Below are 13,872 nucleotides of genomic sequence, written 5' to 3' on the forward strand. Positions count from 1 at the left end.
CTTGTCTTACCTTTGCAGTGTCCTCTGAGAGACAGAGGGCAGAGATCACTGATAGGAATACTTAACTCAATACAAGACAACTATGAACGTACTATCGATCACTGGCATTGACCAGACCAAGGCCGCAGCTGTGGTAAAGGAACTAGCACAGCTCCTGGCAGACTTCCAGGTCTACTATACCAACCTGCGCGGCTACCACTGGCACGTACGTGGGCCCCAGTTCTTCACCCTGCACGCACAGTTCGAGTCCTACTACAACGGCGCTGCCGAGCATGTAGATGAGATCGCTGAGCGTCTCCTGCAGCTGGGTGCTACGCCTGAGAACCGCTTCAGCGAGTACCTCAAGATCGCCAACATCAAGGAGTCGCACGACGTCCGCGACCCCAAGAAGATCCTCCCCGAGCTCCTCGACAGCCTCCGCGTGCTCGTCGCTCAGGAGCGTAAGGTAGCCGCTGCAGCCGAGGCTGCCGACGATATCGTCACGGGCGACCTCATCAGCGACCTCCTCGACGAGCAGGAGAAGAGCATCTGGATGCTCTCTGCCTACGAGGGCTAGTCCCCTGCTCGGGGCTCTATAGCACTTCCCCCGAGCACGAGCTCATTGATGCTCCCCACGACTAGATCCGTAGGGAGAGGAATGAATAAGCCAAGCCGCCGCACGAGTCCTGGACTTGTGCGGCGGCTTGGCTTATGTTGCTTGGGGGCGTGGCCTCGGTAGGCGTGCGAGGCGGCCGAAGGCTAGTTGTAGCGGTTCATCGTCGGGCCTATGCCTTCGAGGCAGAAGGAGGCGGTGATGTCGCAGCAGCGCTCCAGCAGCTCGGGCAGTGCCGTCTCCTCCTCGCGGGAGAAGCGCCCCAGGACGTAGTCGATCTGCGCCCCCTGGGGGAAGTCGTTGCCTATGCCGAAGCGTAGACGGGGGTAGCTCTGCGAGCCGAGGAGCTGGGCGATGTTCTTCAGCCCATTGTGCCCTGCGTCGCTGCCCTTGCCCTTGAGGCGCAGCGTGCCGAAGGGGAGAGCGAGGTCGTCGACGAGGACGAGGACGCGCTCGATGGGGATCTTCTCCGTGCTCATCCAGTAGCGCACCGCTTCGCCGCTGAGGTTCATGTAGGTCGAGGGCTTGAGCAGGACGAGCTGCGCACTCTTGATGCGCCCTGTGGCTATGGCGCCGTAGCGCTTGGTCTCGAAGCGTACGCCCATGCGTGCCGCGAGCGCGTCGGCGATGCGGAAGCCTATGTTGTGGCGCGTGGCCTCATACTCGGCCCCGATATTGCCGAGGCCTACGATCAGATATTTCATATCTCTATGCTCTTGGTGCTAGCTATGCCCGCCCCGCGCTGAGGGTGGGGTGGGGGATGCGAAGATACACAATTCTCGGCGGCTGCCCGTGTTGCTGCCCCTAGCTCGCCCCTCAGGGGGGGAGGCTAGCTGAGGGATATCGGTGAGGGCGCTGAGGGACGTCTGGGACAGCGCTGATGGATAGCCCTCAGCCTCGTGAGGGATATCCCTCGCGGCGGCTCAGAGCGGGGAGCGGAGCTGTTTGGGGCACTCTAGGACAGGCGCTGGGAGCCTCGGGAGGGTGCTGCTCAGGGAGCTAAGGGGCTAGGCTAAGGGAGGCTAGGGTGGAGGGCTCCGAGCCGAGGGGGCGCACTCGTCCCGTGCCGCTGGGGGCAGCGGGGGAGCTAGCTTCTTCGGGAGATTATGGGCTGGGCTTGGAATAACGTGTAAAAATACTTTTCTTTGTAGTACGCAATAGTCCGCATCATTGTACGCCTGCTGTTCGCTAGCTCCTCAGCTCGGGCAGGGGCGTCTATATAATAAGGAGATCAGAGATATGGAACTACCACAGAATGCCCACGAAGCTCCGCACACAGAGCTCGCAGCCCCAGACGCTGCACCCCAGGTCGTTGATACTACTAGCCCTAGCCTTCAGGCGATGAGCCCCCAGCAGCTCGTGGATCATCTGGCAGTACTCCTCCAGCAGGACGAGCTGCCCGATCGCAAGGTGGTAGACCTCATCAAGAACCAGTTCCAGCGCCGCAAGGCCGCCCTCAGCGCTGAGCTCACCCCCGCCGAGCGCGAGACCCTCGAGATCCATGAGAGCCGCCTAGAGGACCTCTTCACCACCTTTAAGGAGCGCGACCGCAAGCGTCAGGAGCTCCTCGAGCAGCTGTATAAGGAGAATAAAGAGAAGCGCGAGGCACTGCTCAGCCGCTTCGAGCAGCTCTTCAAGAGTAATGAGGAGGGCCAGGACTTCGCCAAGCTCTATGGCGACTTCGTCCAGCTCCGCGACGAGTGGAAGGCGATCGGAGAGGTCGCCCAGCAGGATCAGGGACCACTCTCCAAGCGCTTCTACGAGCTGCGCGACCAGTTCTATGATCTCAAGGCCATCAACGACGACCTCCGCCAGCTGGACTTCAAGAAGAATCTGGAGGCCAAGCGTGCCCTCCTCGAGGAGCTGCGCGCGCTGGAGAGCGTCAAGGATCCCATCCTAGCCCACCGCCAGCTCACCGAGCTCATCGCTCAGTGGCACGAGCTCGGCCCCGTGGCCAAGGAGCAGCGCGCCGAGATTCAGGCCGAGTACAAGGCGCTGACAAGCGCGCAGCACAAGCGCCACCAGGAGTTCCACGACCAGAAGAAGGCCAGCGAGGAGGAGAACCTCCAGGCCAAGGTCAAGCTCTGTGAGGCCGTCGAGGCCCTCCTAGAGCAGGGCGGCTTCACCACGCATAACGCCTGGGCCAAGGGTGTCGAGCAGATCAAGGCCTGGCAGGCCGAGTGGAAGACCATAGGCCACGCCCCACGCAAGGACAACGATCAGGTATGGCAGCGCTTCCGCGCTGGGATCGATACCTTCTTCCTGCACCGCGGGGAGTTCGTCCGCGCCAGCCACGCACAGGAGCACGAGGTGCTGACGCAGAAGCGCGCCCTTATCGCCCGTGCCAAGGAGCTGCGCGAGCGCACTGACTGGGATGCTGCCGCGGCCGAGCTGCGCCAGCTGCAGGAGGAGTGGAAGGCCCTTGGCTCGGTCTCGCAGCGCTATAGCCAGCGCATCTGGTCCGAGTTCCGCGAGCACTTCGACTACTTCTTCGAGCGCCGTCGCAAGGAAGGGCGCCAGCATAGCTCCCCCCGCGGCGCGGCGCAGGAGCACCTCACCGCCAAGCGTCAGATCCTCGACGAGCTGGCTGCTCTCCTGGAGGGCGAGCTGCCGACCAACCTCAGCGACGTCCTGGCGGAGTACAACGCCAAGTGGAAGGCCATCGGCTTCGTCCCCCAGCAATACAAGGAGGAGATCAACGCCCGCTACCGTGAGCTGCTGGATCAGCTGCATGGTATCCTGCGCAAGAACCGCGCTGCCCGCCGCCTCTCGGGCTATGGTGACACGCTCAAGCACCTCGAGGAGCGAGGTGGCACCCTGCAGGGTGAGCGCAGCCGCATGCAGCGTCACCTCGACCGCCTACGCAGCGAGCTGGAGACCTACGAGAGCAACCTCACGCGCCTGAGCGTCAGCAGCGCCTCGGGCAACAGCCTCCTGACCGAGCTGGAGCGTAAGCGCAGCGCGCTGATCGAGGATATCAAGCTGGCCGAGCAGAAGCTAGCTCTCCTCGACGCCGAGGGACAGGAGGGCTAGCCGCCCGCGCCCTCTCGGGTCGCAAGCGCCCGCAATAAGAAAGCCCAGCGAGGGGCGACCCAGCGTGTCCTACGCTCGGTCGCCCCTCGCTGGGCTTCGTGCCTGTCCCCTCGCTGTGGGCTAGCTCGCTCGTCGCTGGGAGCGGGAAGGGAGCACGGCGATAGGGCCCAATGTCGTACCTTTGTAGGCTAATCAACAAGATACGATATGAGTCTACAAGATCGCGGGCAGAGGGACTGGCTGCAGGCCCTCGCGGCACAGTGTCGCCTCCTGGGGCTGCGCCTCATCGTGGCCATGGCCCTCTACAGCGCCGCGCGTGCCTTCTTCTACCTATATAATAAGGACCTCTTGGATGTCTCCAGCGGGGCACAGCTTGGGCGGATGTTCGTGGGGGGATTGTACTTCGACCTCTCGGCGCTGAGCTATACGCACGTCCTGCTCGGGGTGCTCAGCCTGCTGCCGCTGGCCTTCACCTTCCGCCGCGGCTACCAGCGCTTCCTCTCGGCACTCTACCTCACGGTGAATAGTCTGGCCCTCATCCTCAACCTCGGGGATGCGGTCTACTACCGCTTCACCTTCAAGCGTACGACGAGCTCGGTCTTCGCTGAGTTCAGTAATGAGAATCCGCTGCACTTCCTTCGCTTCTTCGTCGACTACTGGGGCGTGACGCTCACGGGGCTGGCGCTGATCCTGCTGCTGGTCGTCGTGGATAGGCGTCTCCCGCGCCCCACGCAGCCGCCCCGCACGCGCCTCATCTCTTATAGGCTTGCGGGGAGCCTCGCGCTCGTCGTGACCGTAGCACTCGCCGTCATCGGGATGCGTGGCGGCTCGGCAGGGACGACGCGCCCCATCACGCTGAGCAATGCCGCCATCTACATCGAGCAGCCACAGCAGCGTGCGCTGGTGCTCAATACCCCCTTCTGCCTCATCCGCACGCTGGGCAAGGAGGCCCTGCCCGAGTACCGCTACTTCAGTGAGGCGGAGGCACGGCAGTACTTCGACCCTATCTATCGCCCTGGGGGGACGCCGCGCTCGGGGAGCTTCCGCGGGCGCAATGTGGTGCTCATCATCTGGGAGAGCTTCGCCCGTGAGTGGGTCGGGGGGCTCAATAGGGATATCCCAGGCTACCGTGGCTACACGCCCTTCATCGATAGCCTGATGCAGCGCTCCTATGTCTTCGAGGAGGCCTATGCCAATGGCTCCAAGTCCATCGACGCCATGCCCTCCATCCTCACCTCCCTACTCAAGCCCCGCAGCCCCTTCATCCTCTCGGTCTACTCGGGCAATGAGCTACCCTCGCTCCCAGCGCGTCTTGACTCGATGGGCTATACGACGGCCTTCTTCCACGGTGCGCCCAACGGCTCGATGGGCTTTGACGCCTTCGTCAAGCAGGCAGGCGTCCGCCGCTACTACGGTATGACCGAGTACGGCCATGATGCCGACTATGACGGGCACTGGGGGATATGGGACGAGCCCTTCCTGCAGTATATGGCACGGGAGCTGACGCAGCTCCCCGAGCCCTTCTTCTCCACGGTCTTCACCCTCTCCTCGCACCATCCTTTCCGCGTGCCCGATCAGTATAAGGGGCAGCTGCCCAAGGGTGAGATCCCCTACCACCAGAGCATAGCCTACACGGATCTAGCGCTGCGGCGCTTCTTCGAGACTGCGAGCCGCCAGCCTTGGTATCAGCGCACGCTCTTCGTCCTCGTGGCGGACCACGCCGTGCCTGGGGTGCTGAGGGAGTACAAGACCTCGGCGGGCGCCTTCCGCGTACCTATTATCCTCTTCGACCCTAGTGGGGAGCTGCAGGGGCGTGAGGCTGAGGCCGTCGTCTCGCAGTCGGATATCTACCCCACGATCCTGGACCTAGTGGGGGATGAGCGGCCGATGATCGCCTTCGGCAGCAGCGTCTTCGATACGAGCCGCCCCCGCTTCGCCGTCAACTATATGGATGGGGTCTACCAGATGGAGGAAGGGCAGTGGCTGCTGCAGTACGATGGGGAGAAGGTGCTGGCGCTCTACGACCTCAAGCGTGACCGCCTGCAGCAGCACGACCTCAAGGGGCGCCCTGGGACGCCCGAGCAGGCGATGCTGCGCCGCCTGCAGGCCTACCTGCAGACCTACTCCCAGCGTATGCGGGAGAACAAGCTGACCCTCGTCGCACCGCTGGAGCCCACCGCTCAGGGCGCTCACACGCCCTCCCATTAGCTGCTCGATGAACGATAAGATCAAGGACCTCACGCAGGGCGACCTGCGCCGCCACCTCTATCAGCTGGCGCTGCCCATCATGGGCACCTCCTTCATACAGATCGCCTACAGCTTCACCGACATGATCTGGCTGGGGCAGCTCAGCAGTAAGGCGCTGGCAGCGGTGGGCGCTGCGGCGGTCTTCTCCTGGATCGCTGCCTCTATCTCCCTGATTACCAAGACGGGTAGTGAGGTCACCATCTCGCAGAGCGTCGGCGCTGGGCGGCTCGACGAGGCGCGTAGCTATGCCTCGCACAATGTGCTGATGAGCCTCCTCCTCGGCCTCGGGATGCTGCTCCTCTATGCAGCGCTCGCAGCACCGATGATCGATCTCTACCAGCTCGAGCCTGAGGTGCGCAGCGATGCCCTACATTACTTCTACATCTCGCTCATCGGCTTCCCCGAGGTCTACCTCACGGCAGCACTGACGGGGCTCTACAATGCCATAGGCGACAGCCGCACGCCCTTCCGCATCTCCTGCGTGGGGCTGGTGGGCAATATGCTCCTCGACCCGCTCTTCATCCACACGTTGGGCTGGGGCGTCTCGGGGGCAGCGCTGGCGACCGTGACGAGTCAGGCGGTGGTCTTCGTCCTCTTCTGGCAGCGGGTGCGCCGCGACCGCCTCTTCGGCGGCTTCCCCTTCCTGGTGCGGCTGCAGCGTAGCTATGTGCTGCGCATCCTACAGATCGGGCTGCCCGTGGCCTCGCTACAGGTGCTTTTCGCCTTCGTCAGTATCTACATGGGGCGCATGGTCTCCAGCCTCGGCGGGCATATCGGCGTGGCGACGATGACCTCAGGGGCACAGATCGAGTCGCTGACGTGGAATACCGCCAGCGGCGTCACCACCGCGCTGACCACACTCGTCGGGCAGAACTATGCCGCTCGGCGCCTGCCACGTGTCTACGAGGCCTTCCGCCGCGCGCTGACCTTCACCCTCTCGGTGGGGATCGTCGGGACGCTGCTCTTCGTCTTCCTTGGGGAGCAGATCTTCGCCTTCATCGTCCCCGAGCGGGCAGCCTATGAGGCGGGCGGCGTCTACCTGCGTATCGTGGGGCTGTCGCAGGCCTTCATGATGCTAGAGATCACGGCGGGCGGGCTCTTCTACGGACTGGGGCGCACCTACGTCCCCGCCACGGTGAGCTTCGTCCTCACCTACCTGCGCATCCCTATGGCCCTCCTCTTCGCCTCCTGGGGCTGGGGGATCGAGGCCGTCTGGTGGGCCATCAGCCTCTCCTCGATCCTCAAGGGGCTGGTGATGCTCGGCTTCTATCTCTGGCAGCGCCAGCAGCATATCCGTCAGGCCGCAGCCCAGCTCGAGGGGCTGTAGGCAGGCCACACTCATCATTCCTTATATCCTTATGAAGCTACTACTCCTTACCAGTGTGCTCCCTGCCGATACGGCTGCGGCGAGCAACATGCGTAGCGCGCTCGACACCGCTACGCAGCCCCTCAACCTCGATGTCAAGCGCTGGTTCGGCCACGAGCAGCTCGAGTCGGGGCTCAACGCCCTGATCAACTTCGGCCTGCGCGTGCTGCTCGTCCTGCTGCTCTTCTGGCTCGGGCGCATCGTCATCCGCCGCCTGCAGCGCCTCATCGATGGTATCCTCCGTCGCCGTCAGCTGGATGGTGTGGCCGTCACGCTGCTGGACTCGCTCTTCTCCGCCCTCTGCTACATCGCCCTCGGCCTCACGCTGGCGGGCATCCTTGGGGTCAAGTCCGTATCCTTCGCCGCCGTGCTCGCCTCTATGGGTCTGGCCGTCGGTATGGCGCTCAGTGGCCAGCTGCAGAACCTCGCCGGCGGGGTCATCATCATGGTCACCAAGCCCTTCGGCATCGGCGACTTCATCTCCGCCCAAGGCTCCGAGGGGACGGTGCGCGCCGTCAAGCTCTTCCACACCGAGGTGCTGACGCCCGATAATAAGACGACCTTCATACCCAACGGTGCCCTCAGCAGCAATGTCATCGTCAACTTCTCCCACGAGGGGCTGCGCCGCGTGGAGTGGATCATCGGCATCGAGTACGATGAGGACGTGACCCGCGTGCGTGGCGTCATCCAGAGCCTCCTCCAGCGGGACGAACGTATCTTTACGAGCCCCGAGCCGACCATCGTCCTGCACCAACTCAATAGCAGCTCGGTCGATATCCTCGTGCGAGCCTGGGTAGCCTCGGGCGATCTCTGGGCGGTGTACTGGGACTTCAACGAGCGCGTCTACGCCACCTTCAATGAGCAGGGCATTGGCTTCCCCTTCCCGCAGCTGACGCTCCACCAGGGTAAGTAGCACGCTATGGCCTTCCAGCTTACCTCCCGCTTCCGCCCTACAGGCGACCAGCCTCAGGCCATCGACGAGCTCGTCCGTGGCTTCAAGCAGGGTGTGCCCTTCCAGACGCTGCTCGGGGTGACGGGCTCGGGGAAGACCTTCACTGCGGCTAATGTCATCGCGGGCGTCCAGAAGCCGACGCTCGTGCTGAGCCACAATAAGACGCTGGCTGCGCAGCTCTACGCCGAGTTCAAGGCCTTCTTCCCCAACAACGCCGTCGAGTACTTCGTCTCCTACTACGACTACTACCAGCCCGAGGCCTACATCGCGGCCTCCGATACCTACATCGAGAAGGACATGGCCATCAACGCCGAGATCGAGAAGCTGCGCCTCAGGGCGACGGCCTCGCTGCTCTCGGGGCGCCAGGACGTCATCGTCATCTCCTCCGTCTCCTGCCTCTATGGTATGGCCGACCCCAAGGCCTTCGAGGAGAAGATCATCCGCCTGAGCGAGGGCGACCACTACAGCCTAGAGCAGTTCAAGCGTGACCTCGTGCTCAACCACTATGTCAATGACCGCATCACCTTCGAGTCGGGCTACTTCCGCGTCAAGGGGGATACGGTGGACGTCTTCCCCGCGATCGAAGGCTTCGACGGCGTCGCCTACCGCGTGACCTTCTGGGACGGAGAGATCGAGCGCATCGCTTCCTTCGACCCCATCGGTGGGCGCGAGTACGGTCCTCTGTCGCGTCTCGTGATCCACCCCGCCAACCTCTTCGTCACGACCCAGGAGCAGGTCAATACCGCTGTGGGGCAGATCGACGTCGACCTCGGCGCGCGTGTGGCGGAGCTGGAGGCCGAGGACAAGCCCTACGAGGCCAAGCGGCTCTACGAGCGCACCACCTACGACCTGGAGATGATACGCGAGCTGGGCTACTGCTCGGGCATTGAGAACTATTCCCGCTACTTCGATGGGCGCAAGCCTGGCGAGCGCCCCTTCTGCCTGCTGGACTACTTCCCCAAGGACTTCCTCCTTATTATTGACGAGAGCCACGTCACCGTCCCACAGATCCACGCGATGTATGGCGGAGACCGCAGCCGCAAGATCAGTCTTGTGGAGCACGGCTTCCGCCTGCCTGCCGCGCTGGATAATAGGCCGCTGACCTTTGAGGAGTTCGACAGCCTGACTCCGCGTATCCTCTACATCAGCGCTACGCCAGCCGAGTACGAGCTGGCCAAGAGCGAGGGCGTGGTGGTCGAGCAGCTCATCCGCCCGACGGGTCTGCTGGATCCCATCATCGAGGTGCGCCCCACGGCGCATCAGGTGGACGATCTCGAGCACGAGATCCAGCTGGCAGTCGAGGCTGGGGAGCGCGTGCTGGTGACGACGCTCACCAAGCGCATGGCCGAGGAGCTCTCCGAGTACCTGTTGCGCCACGGCGTCGCCTGCAGCTATATCCATAGCGACGTCAGCACCCTAGACCGCATACAGATCATGGAGGACCTGCGCGCGGGTAAGTACGACGTCCTCATCGGCGTCAACCTCCTGCGTGAGGGCCTAGACCTGCCCGAGGTAGCGCTGGTAGCGGTGCTGGATGCGGATAAGGAAGGCTTCCTGCGCTCGCACCGATCGCTGACGCAGACGGCAGGCCGCGCAGCGCGTAATGTCCGTGGACGCGTCATCTTCTACGGGGACAAGATCACCGACAGCATGCGCCGCACCATAGAGGAGACCGAGCGCCGCCGTCGCAAGCAGATCGCCTACAACGAGGCACATGGCATCACGCCGCAGCAGATCGTCAAGAACAGCAGCTCCGTCTTCCCCGATCGCAAGGGGGACGAAGGGCAGCCCGTGGCCTACATGGGGGCCGATCCTACGGCTGCCGTGCCCGATCCGCTGGAGGAGGTGCTGAGCGTGGACAAGCTCAAGAAGCTCGTCGAGCTCAAGCGCGCCGAGATGATGGCTGCCGCTGCCGAGCTTGACTTCATCGAGGCCGCGCGCCTGCGCAACGAGCTTCAGCTGCTCGAGGAGCGCGTCCGTCTGCTTAGCTAGCCGCCCGTCCCGAGCTCTCCTTGTACTAGGTGTAAAGTTAGAGAAGACTGCACCCCTCGCGGAGTGAAGAGCTTCCTCCGTAGGCCTATTGTTCCACATTAAAGCAAAGTAAACGTACATGCTAGGCGCTATCATAGGTGATATCGTGGGCTCGCGCTTCGAGTTCCACAACCACCGCTCTACAGACTTCGACCTCTTCTCCCCGCAGTGTGACTTCACCGATGACAGTATATGCACGGTGGCCGTGGCAGACGCGCTCGTGCAGGGGCTAGACTTTGGGGAGGCCCTCCATCAGTGGTGTAGGCGCTACCCTGACCCTATGGGGAGCTATGGTGGGCGCTTTGCTCGCTGGGTCGCCTCCGATAATCCCCAGCCCTACGGCAGTCTGGGCAACGGCTCTGCCATGCGCGTCTCGCCCTGTGGCTGGCTGCCTGCGCTGGAGGAGGCGCTAGCTGCTGCCGAAGGCTCGGCGCTGCCTACCCACGACCATTCCGAGGGGATTAAGGGGGCCCAGCTCGTGGCGCACGCCATCTGGCTCCTACGTCACGGAGCGAGCAAGGCAGACATCCTCGAGCTCGCGGAGCAGCACTACGGCTACCGAGTCTCTGGGCAGAGCGTCGAGCAGCTCAGACGCACCAACGTGTTTGACGAGACTTGTCCAGGTACGATCCCTCCCGCCCTCTGCTGCTTCATCGAGAGCAAGGACTTTGAGGACGCTCTGCGGCAGACCGCCTCCATCGGGGGCGACACGGACACCCTCTGCGCCATCGTGGGAGGACTAGCCGAAGTGAGCTACGGCATCCCCGAGCAGCTCCAGCAGCAAGCCCTCGCTTACCTGCCCTCCGAGATGATCGCAGTCATCGACCAGTTCCAAGCGCTATACCAGACCCACTAGAGGCCGCTGGTCTTAGGCTCTCCTGAGGAGTCGGATGACCGTGCGCCCTGCGCTCCAGCTGCTCGAGGAGCGCGTCCGTCTGCTTAGCTAGCCGCCCGTCCTGAGTAGCCTTCCCCCACTAAGTACAGAGCCCCGAGCCCTATCCGTCGGATAGCGCTCGGGGCTCTGCTTTTGTGCTCCTTCGTTCGTGGAGCAAGCTCCTCGGACGTGGTCTAAGCTAGGCTACGCGCTAGGGGAGGCTAGGCTGAGGGATATCGGTCAGCTCGCTTATGGACGTCAGTCAGCCGCTTCACCGACGTCCGTCAGCGCTCTGAGGGATATCCCTCAGAGCCGCCCTCATTGAGGGGGGAGACGCGCAAGATAGCCGTAGCACCATCCTCCGATAGAGAGGGTACACGAGCGGCTGCGTAAGCCCCAGCGGGGCGACCCCTTCACAGCCCAGGGTGAGGGAACGCTGCAAGCGTGACGGAACCCTGGGTCAAGCATACCCATGCACCTAGAGCCCTACAGGGGCGACCCTTAGTAGAAATAGGGGAGGGGACGCTGCACGATGCTGCCCACAGCGGTTTCCAAGGTCGCCCCTGTAGGGCTTCGTCTTCATTGGCTGTATCCTGCCCAGGGTTTGGTCGCCCTTTCAGGGCTGCGCACCCTGGGCTTTGGGTGGGTCGCCCCTATGGGGGCTTAACTCCACGGGTCGCTTGATGGATGGCTCGGGCAAGCATGTCTTGCTCTGCCAGGGCTAAGGGACGATCTCGCAGCCAGCCCTTTGAGTAGTTGACTTGCTCTATCCCCCAGCGCCGCCCTCATTGAAGGGGCTGACGTGTAAGATAGCCGTAGCACCAGCCTCCGACAGAGGGGGCATACTAGCGGCTGCTTAAGCCCCAGCGGGGCGACCCCTTCAAAGCCCAGGGTGAGGGAACGCTGCAAGCGTGACGGAACCCTGGGTCAAGCATACCCATGCACCTAGAGCCCTACAGGGGCGACCCTTAGTAGAAATAGGGGAGGGGACGCTGCACGATGCTGCCCACAGCGGTTTCCAAGGTCGCCCCTGTAGGGCTTCGTCTTCATTGGCTGTATCCTGCCCAGGGTTTGGTCGCCCTTTTAGGGCTGCGCACCCTGGGCTTTGGGTGGGTCGCCCCTATGGGGGCTTAGCTCCACGGGTCGCTTGATGGATGGCTAGGGCAAGCATGTCTTGCTCCGCTAGGGCTAAGAGACGATCTCGCGGCCAGCCCTTTGAGTAGCTGATTTGCTCTATCCCTCAGCGCTGCCCGAGATAGTGCAGAGACGCGGGGGGCTGGTCTTAGGACGCTAGGACGGAGTAGAGGGGCGTGGGAAAAGGATATCCCTCACCGCTGCCCGAGATAGCTCAGAGACGTGGGAGGCTGGTCTTAGGACGCTAGGACGGAGTAGCGGTGGTGGGGGAAAGGGCTAAGGCTCAGAGCCTAGGTGAGGCGGGGAGGAGCGGCGGGCGGCATTATGCCTCAGCAGAGCCTCGAGGCAGGGGCTGTTCGCTAGAAAAGCGGTACATTTGTATATCAAGCCATTAGCGAATATGTATTTTGACGAACTAGATCTGGAAGACGAAGTGCTGGACGGACTCGAGGCAATGAACTTCTTCGAGACGACGCCCGTACAAGAGGCTACCATCCCCCTACTCCTCGAGGGGCGAGATATGATAGGCTGCGCCCAGACGGGCACGGGGAAGACAGCCGCCTACCTACTACCCATCATCAACCGCCTGAGCCGTGGCGAAGGCGACCCCACCAAGGTGAATGCCCTCATCATGGCCCCCACGCGCGAGCTGGCGATACAGATCGAGCAGCAGGTCGAGGGCTTCTCCTACTTCCTCCCCATCTCCTCCGTAGCCATCTATGGCGGTACCGACGGCATCGCCTGGGAGCAGCAGCGCCGCGGCATGGACAAGGGCGCCGACATCGTCATCGCCACCCCAGGCCGCCTCATCTCGCTGCTCAACCTGCAGCAGGCCGACCTCTCGGGCGTGCACTACTTCGTCTTGGACGAGGCCGACCGTATGCTGGACATGGGATTCCAGGAGGATATCCTGCAGATCTACAAGGCGCTGCCTGAGGACTGCCAGCACGTGATGTTCTCGGCGACGATGCCACCCAAGATTAAGAAGTTCGCCCACACGATCCTGCGCAACCCCGCTGAGGTGGAGCTGGCGATCTCCCGTCCGCCCGAGTCCATCGTGCAGTCGGCCTATGTCTGCTACGAGTCGCAGAAGGTGCCCATCCTGACGCAGCTCTTCCATGAGACGCCCCCCACCCGTACCATCATCTTCTCCTCCTCCAAGCTCAAGGTAAAGGAGCTGGCGCGTACCCTCAGCAAGCTCAACATCCGCGTTGAGCAGATGCACAGCGACCTGACGCAGGAGAAGCGCGAGGAGGTCATGCGCTCCTTCAAGGCCGGCACGGTGGATCTGCTCGTGGCCACCGACGTCGTAGCGCGCGGGATCGATATCGACAACATCCGTATGGTCATCAACTTCGACATTCCACACGACCCCGAGGACTACGTCCACCGTATCGGGCGTACGGCGCGTGGGGGCAATGATGAGGGGCTGGCCATCACCTTCGTCAGCGAGCGCGAGCAGTACGGCTTCGGCCGTATCGAGGACTTCCTCGGGCGCGAGATCTACAAGATCCCCGTGGATCCCTCCTTCGGCCCAGTGCCTAGCTATGACCCCTCGAAGCGTGTCCCCAGCGGACGCGGCGGCGGACGTAGCGGTGGGGGCGGTGGCCGCAGCGGCGGCTCGGGTCGCAGTGGCGGAGGCC

9 protein-coding genes are annotated in these 13,872 nt (G+C 63.1%); 8 read left to right on the forward strand and 1 reads right to left on the reverse strand.

Annotated features, from left to right (window positions below; genetic code table 11):
* Positions 1-82 precede the first annotated feature (82 nt).
* On the forward strand, positions 83-556 hold the full coding sequence (locus Q0248_RS05300) for a Dps family protein (protein WP_299320526.1): 474 nt from the start codon (positions 83-85) through the stop codon (positions 554-556).
* A gap of 182 nt (positions 557-738) precedes the next feature.
* On the opposite strand, the gene pth is transcribed toward Q0248_RS05300, so the two are convergent.
* Positions 739-1,296: an aminoacyl-tRNA hydrolase gene (gene pth, locus Q0248_RS05305; RefSeq protein WP_299320528.1), complete on the reverse strand. Its 558-nt coding sequence runs from the start codon at positions 1,294-1,296 to the stop codon at positions 739-741.
* A gap of 535 nt (positions 1,297-1,831) precedes the next feature.
* Between pth and Q0248_RS05310 the strand changes: the two genes are divergently transcribed.
* From Q0248_RS05310 to Q0248_RS05340, 7 genes are all read left to right on the forward strand, one after another.
* Positions 1,832-3,625 (forward strand): DUF349 domain-containing protein, encoded by a 1,794-nt coding sequence (locus tag Q0248_RS05310; protein ID WP_299320530.1) that lies wholly within the window; start codon positions 1,832-1,834, stop codon positions 3,623-3,625.
* Between the two features lie 207 nt (positions 3,626-3,832).
* Entirely contained in the window at positions 3,833-5,833 is a 2,001-nt protein-coding gene (locus Q0248_RS05315) for an LTA synthase family protein (RefSeq protein WP_299320531.1), read from the forward strand.
* A 7-nt stretch (positions 5,834-5,840) separates the two neighbouring features.
* Positions 5,841-7,199: an MATE family efflux transporter gene (locus Q0248_RS05320; RefSeq protein ID WP_299320533.1), complete on the forward strand. Its 1,359-nt coding sequence runs from the start codon at positions 5,841-5,843 to the stop codon at positions 7,197-7,199.
* Positions 7,200-7,230: 31 nt separating this feature from the next.
* Entirely contained in the window at positions 7,231-8,151 is a 921-nt protein-coding gene (locus Q0248_RS05325) for a mechanosensitive ion channel domain-containing protein (RefSeq protein WP_299320534.1), read from the forward strand.
* Positions 8,152-8,157: 6 nt separating this feature from the next.
* Positions 8,158-10,182: an excinuclease ABC subunit UvrB gene (gene uvrB, locus Q0248_RS05330; RefSeq protein WP_299320536.1), complete on the forward strand. Its 2,025-nt coding sequence runs from the start codon at positions 8,158-8,160 to the stop codon at positions 10,180-10,182.
* A 118-nt stretch (positions 10,183-10,300) separates the two neighbouring features.
* Positions 10,301-11,077, forward strand: a complete 777-nt coding sequence (locus tag Q0248_RS05335) for an ADP-ribosylglycohydrolase family protein (protein WP_299320538.1) — start codon at positions 10,301-10,303, stop codon at positions 11,075-11,077.
* 1,552 nt (positions 11,078-12,629) lie between these two features.
* Positions 12,630-13,872, forward strand: a 1,243-nt coding sequence (locus tag Q0248_RS05340) for a DEAD/DEAH box helicase (RefSeq protein WP_299320539.1), incomplete at its 3' end; no start/stop codon positions are given.

Source organism: uncultured Porphyromonas sp., assembly GCF_938046015.1.
Classification (GTDB): Bacteria; Bacteroidota; Bacteroidia; order Bacteroidales; family Porphyromonadaceae; genus Porphyromonas.